The sequence below is a fragment of the Ruegeria marisrubri genome, from assembly GCF_001507595.1.
Lineage (GTDB): Bacteria > Pseudomonadota > Alphaproteobacteria > Rhodobacterales > Rhodobacteraceae > Ruegeria > Ruegeria marisrubri.
In genome coordinates, this window is record NZ_LQBQ01000037.1 from 65220 (window position 1) to 82889 (window position 17670).

The window sequence follows — 17670 nt, forward strand, 5'->3', positions numbered from 1 at the left end:
CGGACCGCCATGATCACCCGTTCACACACCAAGGGCGATGCGCCCTCGACCGCCGTCTATTCCGATTGCGAACGTTATCGCTACAGCCTCACCCGGGTCTGGGAGCCCGCGGGGCGCCGGGCGCTGTTCGTGATGCTGAACCCCTCGACCGCGACCGAGGTGCAGAACGATCCCACCGTCGAACGCTGCGAGCGCCGGGCCCGCGCGCTGGGGTTCGGCGCCTTTCAGGTCACCAACATCTTTGCCTGGCGCGACACCGACCCGCGCAAGATGCGCGCCGCCGCCGATCCGGTGGGCCCCGAGAATGACACGGCCATCCTGTCGGGCGTCGAATGGGCCGATCAGGTCATCGCGGCCTGGGGCACGCATGGGGCGCATCTGGCGCGCGGCCCCGCGGTCGAGCGCCTGCTGCGCGGCACCGGCCAGCCGCTCTATCACCTCGGGCTGACCAGGGACGGCCACCCCAAGCACCCTCTCTACATCGCCTATGCCCAGCAACCGGTGCTCTGGGCGACGGTCACCAACGGTTAACCAGATATCCAGTTTGGTTTTGACCAACCTCCTGTGAACGTGGGATATTTCGGGATGCCGGGCACGGTGCCCAAGGAGGTGTCCCATGTTTCTTTTGGCGGGTTTGTTCGGGCTGGCCGCAGTCGGCGGCGTCGCCTACGCGATGAGCGACGTTGTCTCCGAAGAGGACGAGGACCAGGAAGAGGAGTTCGGCGCCGAAACGGAAGTTGCGGCAGAGGCCGGACCGTCTCGGGGAGATCTGCTCGAGACCGAAGACGAGCCCGGCGCGGCTGCCGAAGAAGGTGAAACCGCCGGCAAGATCAGCGAGTTCGAGGGGAATCTGGTGCTGGCCGGCGACCAGGACGGCGATGTCCTTGCCGGGAACGAGGGCAGCGCCCAGATCAATGGCTATGGCGGGGATGACCAGATCCAGGGGGGCGGCGGCAACGACACGCTGCTCGGCGCCGGGGGCGATGACACCGTGGCCGGCGGCGACGGGGATGACGAACTGCATGGCGGCGACGGCGCGGATGCCCTGGCGGGTGAGGATGGCGATGACGCCCTGTTCGGGCATTTCGGGAATGACCGGCTGGATGGCGGCGATGGCGACGACCGGCTGGTCGGCGGTCAGGACGATGATGAGCTCTCGGGCGGCGACGGGGATGATGCCCTGCATGGCGGTGACGGCGACGATGTGCTGGCGGGTGAGGCCGGCAGCGACACCCTGTTCGGTGGCGACGGGGACGATCTGATTTCCGGTGCCGATGGCGACCTCGGACAGGACGATGGCGCGGTTGACTATCTGAACGGCGGCGCCGGAGAAGACCGGATCCTTGCCGGCGGCGGCGATGTCGTCTCGGGCGGCAGCGACGGGGACGAGATCGTTTTGCAGGGCAACGCGCCGGCGGACTCCGTGACGGTGATGGATTTTCAGCCGGGGGCGGACCGTTTGCTGGTGACTTGGGACGACGAGGCCAATCCCGACCCGGACATTCAGATCGAATCCGACCCCGATACCGAGAACCTGACGCGGGTGCTGATCGAAGGGCACGAGGTCGCACGTCTCTACTGCGCCGAGGCGATCTCTGCGGAGGATATCGAGTTGCTGCGGACGCTGGATTTGGCCGCTTTCGGAGTCACTGGGTAGATCCGCAGAAATCCTTTGCCATTTGCGCCAAATGCGCCTATACGCGCCCATCCGTGTCGGATTCGGCGCGGTTTTCTCCATGGGCCTGTGCTGGACGACATCCCGGCCTGCGCCATCCACTCTAACCTGTAAAGGAGACCCCGATGTCGATCACTGCTGAAGAAAAAGCACGCGTGATGAAGGAATTCGCGACCAAGGAAGGCGACACCGGCTCGCCGGAAGTTCAGGTTGCGATCATGACCTCGCGCATCAACACCCTGACCGAGCACTTCAAGACCCACAAGAAGGACAACCACGGCCGTCGTGGCCTTCTGAAGATGGTTGCCCAGCGCCGCAAGCTGCTGGACTATCTCAAGGGCAAGGACGAGGCCCGCTACCAGGACCTCATCAAACGTCTGGGTATCCGCCGCTGATCGGCGTTTCGACCGATTTGTACCGGTTTCAAAATCGGACTCTTCCGATTTGTACGCCCGCCGCAAGGCGGGCGTTTTCCGTTTCATGCCCGTTCAGCGGATCACGTGCACCGAGCATTTGGCATGGCGCACGACCCGGTCGGCGGTCGAGCCGAGAAACAGGTTCTCGATCCCCGGCCGGTGCGACGCCAGAACGATGCAGTCGATCCCGTGCCGGTCGGCGTAGTCGACGATGAACCGGCCGGCATGTCCGCTTTCCAGAACCGTCGTGGCCCCGGGCAAGGCGGCAGCCATCTCTTTCAGCTCCCGCTCGGTCCGGTCCCGCGATTTCGCCAGCACATCCGCCGGGATCTGCGAGGCGACATAGGCTGGGATGGGGTCCATCACGTGAAGAACCGTGAACCTGGCGTCGTCATTCGCGAGCGCGCGCGCGGCAAGAAACGAGGCTTGCGTGTCGTGGCCTTCGTCAAAGACCACCGGAATGAGAATATTGCTGTACATGTTGAACCTCCCCTTTCGATCATGCAGCCAATCCGGTCTTGATATTGCGGCAACAGAACCCTTTCTGCGTTGAGCCAAATCAAGACTAACTGGCGGTAATAATGGCCGCTTTTGCCCATGTGGGGCAACTCAGCCGAAAAAGACCGGCCCCAGAAGCCAGCTGAGACCGACCGCGACGAAGATTCCGATGACGTCCAGCGGCGCGCCCGCGCGCAGCATGTCGCCGCGCGAAACGGCCGGGTTGGCGAAGACGATGGCGTTGGGCGGGGTCGCGACCGGCAGCATGAAGCCGACCGACGCCGCCAGGGCCACCGGCAGCATGAAGGCGACCGGATCGGCATTCAGCGAGGTGGCGGCGGCCCCGGCGATGGGCAGAAAGATCGCCGCCATCGCGGTATTGCTGGCCAGTTCGCCCACATAGACGATCAGCCCCGCGATCAGGATCAGCAGCCAGAACTCGGACAGCCCGGCCATGTGCTGCACCGCGCCGCCGATCCAGGCGGCAAGCCCGCTCTGTTCCAGGATGCCCGCCAGCGCCAGTCCCCCGCCGAAGAGGATCAGCACGTCCCATCGCAGACCGGCGGCGGTGTCCCAGTCGAGCAGCCGTCCGCCCTGCCCGTCCGGCACCAGAAACAGCGTGATGGCCGCCACCATCGCGATCCCCGCATCCGAGAGCGCGATGCCGGGCAGGAGCCACTCGATCAGAGGGCGCGAGATCCAGGCCAGCGCCGTCAGCCCGGCGATCAGCGCGACGCGGCGCTCGGCCGTGCCCATGGCCTCGGCCCCGAAGCCGAAAGAGGTCGTCAGTTCCGGCCCCAGCGCGCCGGGCGTCAGCCGCGCCAGCACGACCCAGGTGAGCAGCAGCAGGATCAGGGCGACCGGCACCCCGACCGCGGCCCATTGGGCAAAGCCCACGTTCACCCCGTAGGTCTGGCTGACATAGGCCGCGAAGATCGCGTTGGGCGGCGTCCCGATCAGCGAACCCATGCCGCCGATGGTGGCGGCAAAGGCGACCCCCAGCATCAGGGCGGTGCCAAAGGCCGGGCGGTCGGTCTGCGAGGCGGCGATGGCCGCCGCGATCGGTGCGACCACCATGGCCGAGGCGGTGTTGCTGATCCAGAGACTGAGGAATGCCGTCGCCAGCATCACGGCCGCCAGAACACGGTCGGGGCTTTTGCCCGCCATCCCCAGCAGCGCGCCGGCCAGACGCCGGTGCAGCCCGGATTTCTCGATCGCCTTGGCCAGAAGAAAACCGCCGAGGAACAGGATGATGAGCGGGTGGCTGTAGGATCTGGCGACCTCGCCGATCTCTCCGACCCCCAGCAAGGGCGCCGCGGCCAGCGGCAGCAGCGCGGTGACCGCCAGCGGCAGCGCCTCGGTCAACCACCAGAGCGCCATGGTCAGCGCAAGGCCGGTGGCCAACCATGCCGCATCGGGAATCCCCTCGGGCGCGGGCACCAAGACGGGGACCAGCAGAAGCAACAATCCGCAAAAACTGACCAGTGACCTAAGCGTCATCCCTGCACCCTAACCGTCTTTGCCTTTCCGGCAACCCTAACGGCTTGGCAGGAAATGCAAAAGCGGGTCGGTGGTGGACATGCGGCCCGTGCCGCCTTGCCCTGCCCCGGCTCTGCACCAGTTTCCTGTTCACAACGCGGGCAAACTCTCGTAGAAGGCCCCTTTCTTCTTTTGTCGGGCTGGTTCCATGACACAGAAACGATCCGAACTGCTGATGCCGGCGGGCAATCTGCGCAAGCTGAAGATGGCGATCCTTTACGGGGCCGACGCCGTCTATCTGGGCACGCCGGACATGTCGCTGCGCACGAAATCCGAGTTCACGCTGGACGAGGTGATCGAGGGGGTCGAGTTCTGCCACGCGCATGGGCGGCGCGCCTATCTGACGCTGAACCTGTTCTCGCACAACAAGGACATCCCCAAGCTGGACGAGTACATCGACACCGTGCGCAAGGTGAAGCCGGACGGGTTGATCGTGGCCGATCCCGGCGTGTTCCAGTATGTGCGCGACCGCGCGCCCGAGATCCCGCTGCATGTCTCGACACAGGCCAACATCTGTTCCTGGCTGTCGGTGAAGTTCTGGCAGGACCAGGGGGCCGAGCTGGTGGTGCTGGCGCGCGAGGTCTCTTACCCCGAACTGGTGGAAATCCGCGAGAAATGCCCCGACATCAAGATCGAGGCCTTCGTGCATGGCGCCATGTGCATGACCTATTCGGGGCGCTGCCTGCTGTCGAACTTCATGGCCGAGCGCGGCGCCAACCAGGGCAACTGCGCCAATTCCTGCCGCTGGAACTACAAGCTGCGCGTGCGGCTCAAGGATGGCACGGTCGAGGATCTCAACCTCACCGAGGAAAACGCCGGCATGTTCGAATTCCTGCTGGAGGAAGGCTGCCGTCCCGGTGAATTGATGCCGATCGAGGAGGATGACCGCGGGTCCTACATCCTGAACTCGCGCGATCTGTGCATCATGCCCAAGCTGGACGAATACCTGAAGATCGGCGTGGACAGCCTCAAGGTCGAGGGGCGCGGCAAGTCGGAATATTACGCCGCCATCGTCGCGCGCGCCTATCGCATGGCGATCGATGACTATTATGCGGACCCCGAGAACTGGGACCCGAAACCCTACATGCGCGAGCTGGAGGCGGTGGGCAACCGCGGCTACACGCTGGCCTTCCACGAGGGGCGTCTGACCAATTATGCGCATGGCTATGAACACACCGCCTCGCTGGCGCAGTGGGAATATGCCGGCGTGGTGAAAGAGGTGACCGAGGACGCCCTGCTGGTCGAGGTCAAGAACAAGCTGGTGGCCGGCGAGGTGCTGGAATTCGTCTCGCCCATCGCGCGGGAAACGGTGCTGCTGCGGGTCTATGATTTCGAGAACGCCGAGACCGGCGAGCGTGTGGACGTGGTGCGCGGCAGCGACAAGACGGTGATCCGGTTGCCGTTCGCCCTGTTCGACCACGAGGACCCCGACGAGCTGCGCGCCCGGTTCCCGGCGTTCTCGGTGATGCGCAAGGAGCGCGCGCTGACCGACGAACAGTGGAAGCGGCTGCGGCTGGACAAGCTGGTGCAGGGGATGGAGGTCTCGGGGCGCGACAACCCCAACGCCTACGAGCGCCGCCGCGACGCGCTGGCCGAGGCCATCGCGCAGGACGACAACGCGCGCCGGTTCAAGACCAACCGCGTCGGCACCGAGGGCTGCTGTGGCCGGGGCTGCAACGGCTGCCTGATCTTCTGGCAGGATCCGCAATATGCCCGCGCCCGCGAGGTGCTGCTGAAACGCAAGCAGGGCGCGCAGCTGAGCCGGGCGGAGGCTGCGGAACTCAAGGAGGTTGGCAGTTTGCTCGTGGAACAGAGCTAAGCAACTTTTTGACCAGCAGAAGCCTGTCACGCGGACAGAAACAACCTCTGTGGCTTGTTCGCTTTTCAAGTTAGACCGAAATCAGAGCGCTCTGCTAACCGGCAGAGCCATTTCACTCCAGCCTAGGCCCCAGAAGAAAATTGGTATTTGGACGATATCTTTTGAACTGCTCAAGCACTTCATAGTTATGGGTCGCGCAAAAATCATCGAACGCCTTGAAATTCTGTCGGTCGACCTCAACAAAAAGTTTTGGCTTGGTGCGCCGCAACAGGTTTTCCATTCCGTTGAGCACCTTCATTTCCATGCCCTCGACATCAATTTTTATCATGTCGAATTTCTCGCCAGCCAGAAGCGCGTCGCCCGTGATCAGGGGAATGTCACCTTCATTTTCTACCATGCGAGCGCCGCCAAGATTGTTTTTCCTGCTTGCGCTGACACCTCCTGACTTAGCGCCCCCATCCGACAGGCCAATCCCCAGATGCCTCAGGTCGCAAACTTTTTCTAGCCCATTCAGGAACACATTGGACCGTAGCAAGTCAGTCGCGTCCGGGTTGGGCTCGACCAGAACAATTCTTTCTGCATGTAGGAACATTGCCACATACAAGGTATGATTGCCGACGTTAGCGCCGATATCGCAAAATTGCCCCCCCAGAGGAAAGTGATTGGCAATAATACCTAGCTCTTCGGGTTCATAGAAGCGACCGGCAACATGTTCACGTTGAATCACGTCGCGTGGATTTCTCACAGCGAATAGAATGGTTTTTCGCAAGTGATTGACCCTGGCAACCCTTACCTTGGGCGTTAAGAACACCGCCTCTGAAACACTCTTCGGTTGCATGCCAATCCTTGTTCGCCCTACTTGCTTCTCAAGCGCTCGCTGGTCGTGCCGCTCTTCGAACCAACATTTTGATCGCACAATGTCGAGTCAGAACCAAGACTTTGCGTCAGTAACTTGCGCTATCACCCGAGGCTAGTTTCAGACCAACGAGAGAGGACCCGGGTGAGGGGCAACTGAAAAACTTTGCGCCGGTTTCTCGGAGGCCCGGGCGCCTTCGCCGTCATCTCTGCTACTCGGAACCCCTCCTTCGCAGCAAAACGCAATGTTTGATTAAATGTCACACCCGACCAACGATCCCGACGGGCAATTCGACCACGCGATTGAATTCGGATCTTACCACAGGCCTCAACTTGCCTGCGTGGTATATTCGTCGCAAGCGCGATTTGTTTTGCGCAGCCCAAACTTGGCGCAGATGCGCAGTGCTGTCTTCGACAGGGCCCAACGCGATCGCATCGTGTAACTGCTGCTCCCAACGATCTATGTTTCGCCACGACCGCGGCGCAGAAGGCATAAGGACTTTACGGTCCCGATGCGCCTGATGGATCGAGGTGGAAGATAGACGCATATGCAACAGATAAAGCCCCTCAGGCATGTTCACACGCAACCCGGTCAATTTTCGAGGGTCAAACCTAATACCGTGGTTTTCCAGCCGCCATCCAGCCTTGACGGCGAAAGCCTTAGAATAGGACGCCCAGACAAGCCCATGGCGACGCTGTGCAGTGATGGGTTGCGAAGTCAATTCGGGTTCGTTTTGGCCTTGAAACACTTCGACACCTAGCGCGAAAACAAAAGGGTCTACTTGACGCTCGAGGATTTGAGGCAATGTCCCTGCCGAACTGTCCGCCACGACGAATTCGTCGGCATCTGTTCTAATCACCCACTCGTAGGAGGCGCACAGAAACTGAACAAAGCTGTGCAGCATCTCAAAGCGCCATGCGTCGAAATCAGTCAGCTTATCGCGGGGTATCGTAACAAGATTGCACCCCTCGGTGATTTCCTTGTGATGCGGATCGAATCCGTGAGAGACGATATACAGGTTCTCACGGCCGAGTTGCGTCCCGTAATAGTCACACCAACGAGACAGCATTTCGTAGTCGCGAAATACCATCGTGACTGCGGCGATTTTCAATCTTACCCTCCTCTTTGCGCGCAGAACTAGGAGACCCGTCTTGGCGAGTCAACTTCTGCACCGAGGGCTGCTGCGGCCGGGGCTGCAACGGCTGCCTGATCTTCTGGCAGGATCCGCAATACGCCCGCGCCCGCGAGGTGCTGCTGAAACGCAGGCAGGGCGCGCAGCTGAGCCGGGCCGAGGCTGCGGAACTCAAGGAGGCCGACGCGGCGGTCTAGGGTCGGACGCAGGGGCGGCTGTCTGAACGGGGATCGTTCCGGTTATCTCGTCCTTGCCGAACCCGACCGTAAAGCCGACCTGCGATCTGTTCGCACCGAGGGCATACTGCACCGCCCTTGCGCCCACCTGCGCCGCAAGGGCGAGAAATAAGGCCGTCAACCACGCCAGATGCTTCGTGACCAGACGCTAATGCGATGCGCGCGTGGCTGCCACACACGTTTGCGTCGCCGGCGCCGCCGTATGGGGACGGAGGTTTCCTGTTTTCAATCCGCACGTTTTCCTGTATGGGCGCAGCATCTGAGACGTTGTGCCCTGACCCCGGCACTCGGAAGGAAGATAGGTGGGGTCGGCGGCAATGGGGCCGCCATGCAAACGGGAGACCCGGGATGGGCCCGGGAGTGCTCCCTTTTAGGATACGCTAGATGTTTGACGTAACAACCAAATCCATGCAGTGGGGCGAAGAGACGCTTACACTGGAAACGGGCAAGATTGCCCGCCAGGCCGATGGCTCGGTCATCGCCACCCTGGGCGAAACCTCGGTCATGGCCAACGTGACCTTCGCCAGGGAACAGAAGCCGGGGCAGGATTTCTTCCCGCTGACCGTGCATTACCAGGAAAAATACTATGCCGCCGGCAAGGTGCCGGGTGGCTTCTTCAAGCGCGAGGCGCGCCCGACCGAGAAAGAGACGCTGACCGCGCGCCTGATCGATCGTCCGATCCGCCCGCTCTTCGTGCCGGGCTTCAAGAACGAAGTGCTGGTGATGTGCACCGTTCTGAGCCACGATCTGGTCAATGACCCCGACATCGTCGCGATGATCGCGGCCTCGGCCGCCCTGACCATCTCGGGCGTGCCGTTCATGGGCCCGATCGCGGGCTGCCGCGTGGGCTATGCCGATGGCGAATATGTGCTGAACCCCACCGTGGAGGACATGCACGATCTGCGCCTGAACCCCGAGCAACGCCTGGACCTGGTCGTCGCCGGCACCAAGGACGCCGTGATGATGGTGGAATCGGAAGCCTACGAGCTGTCCGAGGCCGAGATGCTGGGCGCCGTGACCTTTGCGCACGAGCAGATCCAGCCGGTGATCGACCTGATCATCGACTTTGCCGAAGACTGCGCGAAAGAGCCGTTCGACTTCACCCCGCCGGATTACTCGGAACTCTACGAAGCCGTGAAGGCCGCCGGTGAGGACAAGATGCGCGCCGCATTCGCCATCACCGACAAGCAGGAGCGCACCGCCGCGGTCGCAGCCGCGCGCGAGGCGATCAAGGAAGCGCTGACCGAAGAGCAGCTGGAAGACCCGAACCTTGGCTCGGCGATGAAAAAGCTCGAAGCCGGCATCCTGCGCGGCGATGTCGTCAAGGGCGGCAAGCGGATCGACGGCCGCTCGACCACCGACGTGCGCCCGATCGTGGCCGAAACCGGCCTGTTGCCGCGCACCCATGGCTCGGCCCTGTTCACCCGTGGCGAGACCCAGGCGTTGGCCGTGACCACGCTGGGCACCGGCGACGACGAACAGTTCGTCGACGCGCTGCACGGCACGTTCAAGTCACCCTTCCTGCTGCACTACAACTTCCCGCCCTACTCGGTCGGTGAAGTGGGCCGCGTTGGCCCTCCGGGCCGTCGCGAAGTGGGCCACGGCAAGCTGGCCTGGCGCGCGCTGCAGGCGGTTCTGCCGGCGCCGACCGACTTCCCCTACACCATCCGCGTGGTGTCCGAGATCACCGAGTCGAACGGCTCGTCCTCGATGGCATCGGTCTGCGGTGGCTCGCTGTCGATGATGGATGCGGGCGTTCCGCTGAAGGCGCCGGTGGCCGGTGTGGCCATGGGCCTGATCCTGGAAGAGGACGGTTCCTACGCCGTTCTGACCGACATCCTGGGTGACGAAGACCACCTGGGCGACATGGACTTCAAGGTGGCGGGCACCGAAAACGGCATCACCTCGCTGCAGATGGACATCAAGGTCGCCGGCATCACCCCCGAGATCATGGAGAAAGCCCTGGCCCAGGCCAAGGACGGCCGTCTGCACATCCTGAACGAGATGAGCAAGGCGCTGAGCGAGACCGGCGAGTTCTCGGTCCACGCCCCACGCATCGAGACCATGCAGATCCCGACCGACAAGATCCGCGAAGTGATCGGCTCGGGCGGCAAGGTGATCCGCGAGATCGTGGAGACCAGCGGCGCCAAGGTCGACATCAACGATGACGGCATCATCAAGATCGCCTCGCCGAATGCCGAAGCTATCCAGAAGGCTTATGACATGATCCATTCGATCGTGGCCGAGCCGGAAGAGGGCAAGATCTATACCGGCAAGGTCGTGAAGATCGTCGATTTCGGCGCCTTCGTGAACTTCTTCGGCAAGCGCGACGGGCTGGTGCATGTCAGCCAGATCGAAAACCGCCGCCTGAACCATCCTTCGGACGTTCTGAAGGAAGGCCAGGAAGTGAAGGTCAAGCTCTTGGGCTTTGACGATCGCGGCAAGGTGCGCCTGTCGATGAAATGCGTCGATCAGGAAACCGGCGAAGAGATCGTGCCCGAGAAGAAAGAAAAGAAAGAGGCCAGCGCGGAGTGATCCGCCCCTCGATCTGAACGGAAAGGCCCCGGTTCGATGCCGGGGCCTTTTTTTGCGGCGTGACGTCTGGCTCAAGTCGTTCAGGATCGGCCGGCTGCAACCTTTGCTTGATTATCATTCCCGTTTCGGTCCAAATCACGCCAGCAGTTCCCGTTTTCATTTGACGATTGTCACAGGTCATCTATTCACTGCGCATGCGTTCCTTCATCATCCATATGTCGGCCAGCACAAGCAGACGGCCCAATGCCGAGCGTCTGTGCCATGACCTGCCCTCGGCCGAACTGTTCGAAGCGGTGAATGGACGCGACCCCGAACAGATCGCGGGCGTGCAGCTGTTCAAGGGCGATCTCCATCGCCCCCGCTACCCATTTCCGCTCCGCCCGGCCGAGGTCGGTGTCTTTGAAAGCCACCGGCGGATCTGGCGCAAGCTGGTCGAAGAGGAAATCGACCTGGCGATCATCACCGAGGATGATCTGCGGATCGACCCCGCCCGCTTCGGCACCGCGCTGGAAATCATCGCGGAACACGCGACGCCCGAGCACTATATCCGGCTGCCGGTCAAACAGCGCGAAACGCCGGTTGCGGTTCTGGCGGAAAAGGGCGGTCTGCGGTTGATCCTGCCGCGCGTGATCGGCTTGCAATGCTGCTGCCAGGTGGTGGGGCGCGGCGCCGCCGCCCGGCTGTTGGCCGCGACCGACCGGATCGACCGCCCCGTGGACACGTTCCTGCAGATGCACTGGATCACGAATCAGCCGGTTCACGCCCTTCTGGGAACCGGCAACCAAGAGGTCGCCGCCGAGATCGGCGGTTCGACCATCCAGAAGAAAACCCGCCCCGGCGAGGCGCTGGAGCGGGAAGTGAAGCGGGCGAAGTACCGCCTCAAGCTGCAGAAATATCCACAGAAACCCTAGGCCGGTAGTTTCACCGTCCGCAGATAGGGGAAGTGGGTGGTGTATTCACCGTATTTCTCCCTGGCCTCGGCATCGCTGACGGCTAGCGGAATCACGACATCCGCGCCGGGCGTCCAGTCGGCGGGGGTCGCGACGTTTTTCTGCTCGGCCGTCTGCAGGGCATCCAGCGCGCGCAGCACCTCGGCAAAGTTGCGGCCCACGTTCATCGGATAGGTCATCGAAAGTTTCAGCGTCTTGTCCGGCGCGATGATGAAGACCGAACGCACCGTCTGGCTGTCGGCCGGCGTCGGGTTGTCCGGCAGGTAATAGCCAGCGGGCAGCATGTCGAAGGCCTTGGACACCGCCAGGTCCGTGTCGGCGATGATCGGGAAGCTTGCACTGGTATTGCCGAATTTCTCGATGTCGCCCTTCCATTTCCTGTGATCTTCGGCGCTGTCCACGGAAACACCGATCACCTTGGTGTTCCGCTTGGCCCATTCGTCGGCCAGTTGCGCCACGGCCGAAAACTCGGTGGTGCAGACCGGGGTGAAATCCTTGGGGTGCGAGAACAGGATGGCCCAGCTGTCGCCGATCCAGTCATGGAACTGGATGGGGCCCTGATCCGTTTCGGCGGTGAAGTCGGGAACGATATCGTTGATGCGCAGACCCATGGCTTGCCTCCTTTCCTGTTGGCGTTCTTTTGTTCCACCTGAAGACTTAGAGGTTTTGACGCGGCGTTAAAGGCCGTTCTGCAAATTCGGGAAAAACTCCCAACTTGCCATTCTCTTGCGGTAAATTCGTGCCCCCTGCCGCTGCGGACGAATAATTTGATCAAATTTTTGGTCGCACCCCCTTGCCCCCTGGACGACGCTTTGACAGAGTGTCCGCGAAAACCGACCGCGCGGTCGAACACAGATCTGATCGGGAGAGGGAGAGCCATGATCGAAAAACGCGACTTCTACATCAACGGGCAATGGGTCGCCCCCAGCCAGCCCAATGATTTCCAGGTCATCAACCCCTCGACCGAGGAGCCCTGCGCGGTGATCTCGCTGGGTTCGCAGACCGACACCGACGCCGCCGTGGCCGCCGCCAAGGCGGCCCTGCCCGGCTGGATGGCCACCCCGGTCGAAGAGCGCATCGCGCTGGTCGAGAAGCTGGCTGAGATCTACAAGACCCGCGGCGAGGATCTGGCGCAGGCGATGTCGCTGGAGATGGGCGCGCCGATCGACATGTCGCGCACCCAGCAGGTGGGCGCCGGGATCTGGCACCTGAAGAACTTCATCAAGGCGGCCAAGGATTTCCAGTTCGAGCGCCCTCTGGGCGATCATGCCCCCAATGACCGGATCATCCATGAGGCCGTCGGCGTGGCCGCGCTGATCACGCCGTGGAACTGGCCGATGAACCAGATCACGCTCAAGGTGGGCGCGGCGGCCATCGCTGGCTGCACCATGGTTCTGAAACCCTCCGAGCAGAGCCCGCTGAACGCGATGATCTTTGCCGAGATGATGCACGAGGCAGGCTTCCCCGCCGGTGTCTTCAACCTCGTGAACGGGGACGGCGTGGGCGTGGGCTCGCAACTGTCGGGGCATCCGGACGTGGACATGGTCAGCTTTACCGGATCGACCCGCGCGGGCACGGCGATTTCCAAGAATGCCGCCGACACGTTGAAGAAGGTGCATCTGGAGCTGGGCGGCAAGGGCGCCAACGTGATCTTTGCCGATGCCGATGACAAGGCGGTCAAGCGCGGCGTGCTGCACATGATGAACAACACCGGCCAGAGCTGCAACGCGCCCAGCCGGATGCTGGTGCAGCGCCCGATCTATGACCAGGCGGTCGAGACCGCGGCCGAGGTGGCCAGCAAGGTGACCGTGGGCAACGCGCTGGAGGAAGGTCGCCATATCGGCCCCGTGGTGAACGAGGTTCAGTGGACCAAGATCCAGAACCTGATCCAGAAGGGGATCGACGAGGGCGCCCGCCTGGTCGCCGGTGGCACCGGCCGGCCCGAGGGTTTCAACAAGGGCTATTTCGTCAAGCCGACGGTCTTTGCCGATGCCAACAACCAGATGACCATCGCGCGCGAGGAAATCTTTGGCCCGGTCCTGACGATGATCCCCTTCGACACCGAGGAAGAGGCCATCGAGATCGCCAATGACACGCCCTATGGCCTGACCAACTATGTCCAGACGCAGGACGGCGCCCGCGCCAACCGCATGGCGCGGCGGCTGCGCTCGGGCATGGTCGAGATGAACGGCCAGTCGCGCGCCGCCGGTTCGCCCTTTGGCGGCATGAAACAGTCCGGCAACGGCCGCGAAGGCGGTGTCTGGGGTCTGGAGGACTTCCTGGAGGTCAAGGCCGTCAGCGGCTGGACGCCGGAATAAGAAACCGTTCCGGGTCGGAAAATCGGGGCAAGGCGTTCGAAGGGCGCCTTGCCTTTTTCATTGCGTTGCAGGCAAAACCCCGTCAGCCGCAGCAGCTGTCTCCGGCCTGGATCGGTGGGCAGGGCACGGTTGCATAGGAACAGAACACGCAGCAATCGCCCGGTTTCGGGGTCAGAACCGTCTTGCAGGATTTGCATTCGTAGAACCACTGGCACGCATCGGTGGGCATGGTTTCGGTTTCGCTGTGGCCGCAATGCGGACAGGTGATCGTGCTTTCCAGGGTCGGGGTCTTCTCGGTCATCTCGGTCACATCCAGGTCATGAGCAGGTCGTTGATCCGGGCCTCGTTGAAAACGACGACCCAGGCAATGGCGGTCAGCGCAGTGCTGGCCATCAGCCACGGTTTCAGCCGCGCCAGCGTTCCGCGCCGATAGGCCATCAGCCACGCGACTGCAACGAGAGCCACGGACAGTGCAAGCACGTAGTAGCTTGCCGCGGCGATCTTTCCGAACACCGCCAGCCAGCTTCCGCCCAGACCCAGCAGGAGCATCACCATCGGCAAGACACAGCAGGTCGCCACGCCAAGCGCGGCCAGCGAACTCAGGAAACTGAGGCGCAGATAGTTTTTCATGTCCTTCCAGCCTTTGCGCGTTCAAACGGCACGTTGCCGTTTCATCTGCGGCCCAATATGCTTCCTGTAGCCACTACAGGTTCAAGAAGGTTTTCTTCACATGTTTGCGATAGGCGAAGCATCCCGGCAAAGTGGCGTGAGCATCGAAACCATCCGGTATTACGAGCGCGAGGGCATCGTGCCGCCACCGGAGCGTTCGGCAAACGGGCGGCGCATCTATTCGGCCGAAGCGATCGGGCGACTGAAATTCCTCAAGAACTGCAGAAACCTGGGGTTTTCCCTGAGCGACGCAAAAGCCCTGCTTGAACTGTCGGTCGGAGAGTATTCGGATTGCGATGCCGTGTTCCGGATGGGCGACCGTCAGCTTGCCTCGACCCGGAAAAAGATCGCCGAACTTCGCAGACTGGAGGCGGCCCTGACCGAGCTGACGGCAAACTGTTCCGAGGGAAACACCGACTGCCCCATGCTTGACGCCTTGCGGGGAGGGTAAGTTCCTTTTGCCGTCTTCTCGGAAATCCGCCGGGGCGCGAAATTTCATCGACACCCCGCCTTCGGGATGTTTCAGGCGCAACGCCTCGGAATGCGGCATCAGGCGGGGACAGCTCTGCGCCGGGCCTTCCGCACAGAACGGATCGCCAAGGCATCGTGAGGCATCGCCTCGAAGGATGATTTCATTGCCTCGAAGCATCCAAGGGCGTAGCGTTGCCTTGGGCCGCGGCCCTTCGGAGAGGTTTTTCCGGCACGTTCCGGCCGGTTGATTGCAAACCATGTGAGCTGATCGAGTGTATGACTGGGATGACCTGAGGTTTCTGCTGGCCCTTTCACGAGCCGGAACGATGCGGGCCGCGGCAGAGGTGCTCGAGACCAATCCGGCCACGGTATCCCGGCGCATCGACCGGCTGACCAAGGACGTCGGGGCCCAGCTTTTCCGAAAGAGCGAGGGCGGTTGGCACCTGACGCCAGAAGCCATGACCCTTGCCGAGCTGGCCGAGAGGACCGAGAAGGAACTGGAGGCCTTTGAAGTCGCCCTGGGCAAGCCGGAATGCGAGTTGAAGGGCAGGATTTCGATCAGCTGCTATCACGGCATCAGCTCTGCGGCTCTGGCCCCGAACCTCAAGCGCTTTCGAGACCGCTATCCGAACCTGATCCTCGAAATCGGCTATCAACCCAAGCGCAGTCTGGCACATGGCGAGATCGACCTGGCGATCCGGTTGGAACGGCCCAAGGAGGGCAGGTTCATTTCCAAGCGCATAGGCAGCCGGGTCAGCGCATTCTACAACAGAAAGGGAAGCAGACCCGGAAAGGATTGGGTCGGGCTGTCCAGAGAATTCGACGGGCTTCCGATGATGAAGAACGGGTTTTCCCATTTCGGCGATGGCCCGACTGTTCGTCTGGGTTCTCTGGCCGAAGTCGAAAAGGCGGTGCTGGAATCAGGGCTGCCCGGTCCCTTGTTGACATGTTCGGTGCGAAACCAGAACAAGATCGAGCGACTGGCGCCCGATGCGCTTGTCTCGGCCAGTCCGGTATATGCGGTTTACCATGAATCCCGGCGCAATGACCTGCGGTTGCAAGCCGTGAAATCTTGGGTCGAAAGCTGTTTCTCAGGGCCCAACAACTGCCTGTGCGGCCAGTGCGAGTTCGAAGCAGGCACGGGAACGGACGGCTGAAATCTGCAATCCCAATGTTGCATTTTTCGATATGGCCGCAACCCCGGTCTGCGAATAGAAACGCAGACGAGGTTACACGCCAAACTCGTACAGGCTCCACTCACTCACGGAAAACCTCGTTCGCGTCAGGTGCGCCGGATGTCCTGCGTGCGTCTCGATGGGGAGTTGGGCGGCACGCGCCGACAGAACGCACCTGACGCGAAAATCAGACCCGCTGCCTGTTTCAAACCATCGCTTCTCAGAAATCCGCCGGGGCGCGGAATTTCATCGACACCCCGCCTTCGGGATGTTTCAGGCGCAACTCCTCGGAATGCAGCATCAGGCGGGGGTAGTCCCGCGCCTCTCCTTCCGCATAGAACGGATCGCCCAGGATCGGGTGGCCCACGGCCTGCATGTGAACCCGCAGCTGGTGCGACCGTCCGGTTTTTGGAAAAAGCCTGACGCGGGTCGTGCCATCCTCGTAGCGCACCACGCGCCAGTCGGTCACGGCGGGCTTGCCGGTGTCGTGGCAGACCATCTGCCGCGGCCGGTTCGGCCAGTCCACGATCAGCGGCAGATCGACAGTGCCGGTTTTTGGCTCGAGCTGCCCCCAGACCCGGGCGATGTAGGTTTTCTTGGTCTGCCGTTTCTCGAACTGCAGCCCCAGATGCCGCTGCGCATGCGGCGTCTGGGCAAAGACCATCACGCCCGAGGTGTCCCGGTCGAGCCGGTGCACCAGCAGCGCCTGCGGAAAGGCCGCCTGCACCCGCGTCAGCAGGCAGTCGGCCAGGTGCTCGCCCCGCCCCGGCACGGACAGCAGCCCCGAGGGCTTGTTGACCACGATCAGCTGCGCGTCCTCGTGCAACACGTCCAGCGGCGTCTGGGGGGGAGTGTAGATCTCGCTCATGCGCGCCTGCCTATCGCAGCGCGCCACCTCCCGCAACGTCGTCCTTGCGTGGCGGGGCCGCATCCGCAACTCTCGCTGCAGCCGAATAGGGAGATGACCATGCACCCGACGATCGAGAAAATGCAGGAGGTCGTGGCCAAGGGCGACGAGAGCCTGATCCACGAACTGCTGGCCGAGGATGTCCGCTTTCTGCCGCCCACCTACTACAAGACCTGGACGGGGCGCGAGCCGGTGGCGGCGGTGCTGGGCCATGTGGGGCAGGTGTTTTCCGATTTCCGCTATCGCCGGATCATGGGCGCGGGCAAGGACTGGGCGCTGGAGTTCCAGTGCAAGGTCGGCGATCTTGATGCCGTGGGCGTGGACCTGATCACGCTGAACGACGAGGGGCTGATCCAGGTGTTCGAGGTGGTCATGCGCCCCTACAAGACAATCGGCGCCCTGCGCGACGCCATGAACGCACGGGTGATGACCGACGCCCGGTTCCTGAAATTCCGCGAGGCGCTGTCCTGACCC

19 protein-coding genes are annotated in these 17670 nt (G+C 62.4%); 11 read left to right on the forward strand and 8 right to left on the reverse strand.

Annotated features, from left to right (window positions below; genetic code table 11):
- Window positions 1-9 precede the first annotated feature (9 nt).
- The 3 genes from AVO45_RS16880 to rpsO all read left to right on the forward strand — a co-directional run bounded on the left by AVO45_RS16880 (window position 10) and on the right by rpsO (window position 2070).
- Window positions 10-531: a DUF1643 domain-containing protein gene (locus tag AVO45_RS16880; protein ID WP_068349396.1), complete on the forward strand. Its 522-nt coding sequence runs from the start codon at window positions 10-12 to the stop codon at window positions 529-531.
- Window positions 532-616: 85 nt separating this feature from the next.
- Window positions 617-1657 carry a calcium-binding protein gene (locus AVO45_RS20135; RefSeq protein WP_068349398.1) on the forward strand — a complete coding sequence of 347 codons (1041 nt, stop codon included), beginning with the start codon at window positions 617-619 and terminating at the stop codon, window positions 1655-1657.
- A 143-nt stretch (window positions 1658-1800) separates the two neighbouring features.
- Window positions 1801-2070 carry a 30S ribosomal protein S15 gene (gene rpsO / locus AVO45_RS16890; protein WP_068349401.1) on the forward strand — a complete coding sequence of 90 codons (270 nt, stop codon included), beginning with the start codon at window positions 1801-1803 and terminating at the stop codon, window positions 2068-2070.
- A gap of 93 nt (window positions 2071-2163) precedes the next feature.
- Here rpsO and AVO45_RS16895 read toward each other — a convergent pair whose 3' ends face one another.
- Both AVO45_RS16895 and AVO45_RS16900 read right to left on the reverse strand, forming a co-directional pair.
- Window positions 2164-2571: a universal stress protein gene (locus AVO45_RS16895; protein WP_068349402.1), complete on the reverse strand. Its 408-nt coding sequence runs from the start codon at window positions 2569-2571 to the stop codon at window positions 2164-2166.
- A 129-nt stretch (window positions 2572-2700) separates the two neighbouring features.
- Entirely contained in the window at window positions 2701-4089 is a 1389-nt protein-coding gene (locus AVO45_RS16900; protein WP_082688855.1) for an SLC13 family permease, read from the reverse strand.
- A 187-nt stretch (window positions 4090-4276) separates the two neighbouring features.
- Between AVO45_RS16900 and AVO45_RS16905 the strand changes: the two genes are divergently transcribed.
- Complete coding sequence (locus tag AVO45_RS16905) at window positions 4277-5947, forward strand: peptidase U32 family protein (protein WP_068349406.1); 1671 nt, start codon at window positions 4277-4279, stop codon at window positions 5945-5947.
- 112 nt (window positions 5948-6059) lie between these two features.
- Here the strand turns inward: AVO45_RS16905 and AVO45_RS19530 are convergent, their stop codons facing one another.
- Both AVO45_RS19530 and AVO45_RS16915 read right to left on the reverse strand, forming a co-directional pair.
- On the reverse strand, window positions 6060-6785 hold the full coding sequence (locus AVO45_RS19530; RefSeq protein ID WP_082688856.1) for an FkbM family methyltransferase: 726 nt from the start codon (window positions 6783-6785) through the stop codon (window positions 6060-6062).
- A 277-nt stretch (window positions 6786-7062) separates the two neighbouring features.
- On the reverse strand, window positions 7063-7914 hold the full coding sequence (locus tag AVO45_RS16915; protein ID WP_157770195.1) for a glycosyltransferase family 2 protein: 852 nt from the start codon (window positions 7912-7914) through the stop codon (window positions 7063-7065).
- Between the two features lie 14 nt (window positions 7915-7928).
- Between AVO45_RS16915 and AVO45_RS16920 the strand changes: the two genes are divergently transcribed.
- The 3 genes from AVO45_RS16920 to AVO45_RS16930 all read left to right on the forward strand — a co-directional run bounded on the left by AVO45_RS16920 (window position 7929) and on the right by AVO45_RS16930 (window position 11617).
- Window positions 7929-8132 (forward strand): hypothetical protein, encoded by a 204-nt coding sequence (locus tag AVO45_RS16920; protein WP_068349411.1) that lies wholly within the window; start codon window positions 7929-7931, stop codon window positions 8130-8132.
- A gap of 423 nt (window positions 8133-8555) precedes the next feature.
- Complete coding sequence (gene pnp, locus AVO45_RS16925; RefSeq protein ID WP_068349413.1) at window positions 8556-10706, forward strand: polyribonucleotide nucleotidyltransferase; 2151 nt, start codon at window positions 8556-8558, stop codon at window positions 10704-10706.
- Between the two features lie 194 nt (window positions 10707-10900).
- On the forward strand, window positions 10901-11617 hold the full coding sequence (locus AVO45_RS16930; protein ID WP_068349621.1) for a glycosyltransferase family 25 protein: 717 nt from the start codon (window positions 10901-10903) through the stop codon (window positions 11615-11617).
- Here the strand turns inward: AVO45_RS16930 and AVO45_RS16935 are convergent.
- Entirely contained in the window at window positions 11614-12267 is a 654-nt protein-coding gene (locus AVO45_RS16935) for a peroxiredoxin (protein WP_068349415.1), read from the reverse strand. The genes AVO45_RS16930 and AVO45_RS16935 overlap by 4 nt on opposite strands.
- A 267-nt stretch (window positions 12268-12534) precedes the next feature.
- On the opposite strand from AVO45_RS16935, the gene AVO45_RS16940 reads away from it, so the two are divergent.
- Window positions 12535-13974: an aldehyde dehydrogenase family protein gene (locus AVO45_RS16940; protein WP_068349416.1), complete on the forward strand. Its 1440-nt coding sequence runs from the start codon at window positions 12535-12537 to the stop codon at window positions 13972-13974.
- An 82-nt stretch (window positions 13975-14056) separates the two neighbouring features.
- On the opposite strand, the gene AVO45_RS16945 is transcribed toward AVO45_RS16940, so the two are convergent.
- Window positions 14057-14275: a GDCCVxC domain-containing (seleno)protein gene (locus AVO45_RS16945; RefSeq protein ID WP_068349624.1), complete on the reverse strand. Its 219-nt coding sequence runs from the start codon at window positions 14273-14275 to the stop codon at window positions 14057-14059.
- A 5-nt stretch (window positions 14276-14280) separates the two neighbouring features.
- Entirely contained in the window at window positions 14281-14604 is a 324-nt protein-coding gene (locus tag AVO45_RS16950; protein WP_068349418.1) for a hypothetical protein, read from the reverse strand.
- Between the two features lie 100 nt (window positions 14605-14704).
- Between AVO45_RS16950 and AVO45_RS16955 the strand changes: the two genes are divergently transcribed.
- Together AVO45_RS16955 and AVO45_RS16960 are read left to right on the forward strand one after the other, a co-directional pair.
- Window positions 14705-15094: a MerR family transcriptional regulator gene (locus AVO45_RS16955; protein ID WP_068349420.1), complete on the forward strand. Its 390-nt coding sequence runs from the start codon at window positions 14705-14707 to the stop codon at window positions 15092-15094.
- Between the two features lie 292 nt (window positions 15095-15386).
- Window positions 15387-16271 carry a LysR family transcriptional regulator gene (locus AVO45_RS16960; protein ID WP_068349422.1) on the forward strand — a complete coding sequence of 295 codons (885 nt, stop codon included), beginning with the start codon at window positions 15387-15389 and terminating at the stop codon, window positions 16269-16271.
- A 238-nt stretch (window positions 16272-16509) separates the two neighbouring features.
- On the opposite strand, the gene AVO45_RS16965 is transcribed toward AVO45_RS16960, so the two are convergent.
- Window positions 16510-17157 carry an RluA family pseudouridine synthase gene (locus AVO45_RS16965; protein WP_068349423.1) on the reverse strand — a complete coding sequence of 216 codons (648 nt, stop codon included), beginning with the start codon at window positions 17155-17157 and terminating at the stop codon, window positions 16510-16512.
- A 99-nt stretch (window positions 17158-17256) separates the two neighbouring features.
- Between AVO45_RS16965 and AVO45_RS16970 the strand changes: the two genes are divergently transcribed.
- The gene (locus AVO45_RS16970) at window positions 17257-17667 is read left to right on the forward strand and encodes a nuclear transport factor 2 family protein (protein WP_068349626.1); all 411 of its coding nucleotides are present in this window, start codon (window positions 17257-17259) and stop codon (window positions 17665-17667) included.
- Window positions 17668-17670 lie beyond the last annotated feature (3 nt).

What these genes read in the sequence shown, in the direction of transcription:
- AVO45_RS16940 (WP_068349416.1), top strand. Translation starts at nt 12,535, where the DNA reads ATGATCGAAAAACGCGACTTCTACATCAACGGGCAATGGGTCGCCCCC.
- AVO45_RS16950 (WP_068349418.1), bottom strand. Translation starts at nt 14,604, where the DNA reads ATGAAAAACTATCTGCGCCTCAGTTTCCTGAGTTCGCTGGCCGCGCTT.
- AVO45_RS16935 (WP_068349415.1), bottom strand. Translation starts at nt 12,267, where the DNA reads ATGGGTCTGCGCATCAACGATATCGTTCCCGACTTCACCGCCGAAACG.
- AVO45_RS16900 (WP_082688855.1), bottom strand. Translation starts at nt 4,089, where the DNA reads ATGACGCTTAGGTCACTGGTCAGTTTTTGCGGATTGTTGCTTCTGCTG.
- AVO45_RS16895 (WP_068349402.1), bottom strand. Translation starts at nt 2,571, where the DNA reads ATGTACAGCAATATTCTCATTCCGGTGGTCTTTGACGAAGGCCACGAC.
- AVO45_RS20135 (WP_068349398.1), top strand. Translation starts at nt 617, where the DNA reads ATGTTTCTTTTGGCGGGTTTGTTCGGGCTGGCCGCAGTCGGCGGCGTC.
- AVO45_RS16880 (WP_068349396.1), top strand. Translation starts at nt 10, where the DNA reads ATGATCACCCGTTCACACACCAAGGGCGATGCGCCCTCGACCGCCGTC.
- AVO45_RS16970 (WP_068349626.1), top strand. Translation starts at nt 17,257, where the DNA reads ATGCACCCGACGATCGAGAAAATGCAGGAGGTCGTGGCCAAGGGCGAC.
- AVO45_RS16930 (WP_068349621.1), top strand. Translation starts at nt 10,901, where the DNA reads ATGCGTTCCTTCATCATCCATATGTCGGCCAGCACAAGCAGACGGCCC.
- rpsO (WP_068349401.1), top strand. Translation starts at nt 1,801, where the DNA reads ATGTCGATCACTGCTGAAGAAAAAGCACGCGTGATGAAGGAATTCGCG.
- AVO45_RS16955 (WP_068349420.1), top strand. Translation starts at nt 14,705, where the DNA reads ATGTTTGCGATAGGCGAAGCATCCCGGCAAAGTGGCGTGAGCATCGAA.
- AVO45_RS16905 (WP_068349406.1), top strand. Translation starts at nt 4,277, where the DNA reads ATGACACAGAAACGATCCGAACTGCTGATGCCGGCGGGCAATCTGCGC.
- AVO45_RS19530 (WP_082688856.1), bottom strand. Translation starts at nt 6,785, where the DNA reads ATGCAACCGAAGAGTGTTTCAGAGGCGGTGTTCTTAACGCCCAAGGTA.
- pnp (WP_068349413.1), top strand. Translation starts at nt 8,556, where the DNA reads ATGTTTGACGTAACAACCAAATCCATGCAGTGGGGCGAAGAGACGCTT.
- AVO45_RS16965 (WP_068349423.1), bottom strand. Translation starts at nt 17,157, where the DNA reads ATGAGCGAGATCTACACTCCCCCCCAGACGCCGCTGGACGTGTTGCAC.
- AVO45_RS16945 (WP_068349624.1), bottom strand. Translation starts at nt 14,275, where the DNA reads ATGACCGAGAAGACCCCGACCCTGGAAAGCACGATCACCTGTCCGCAT.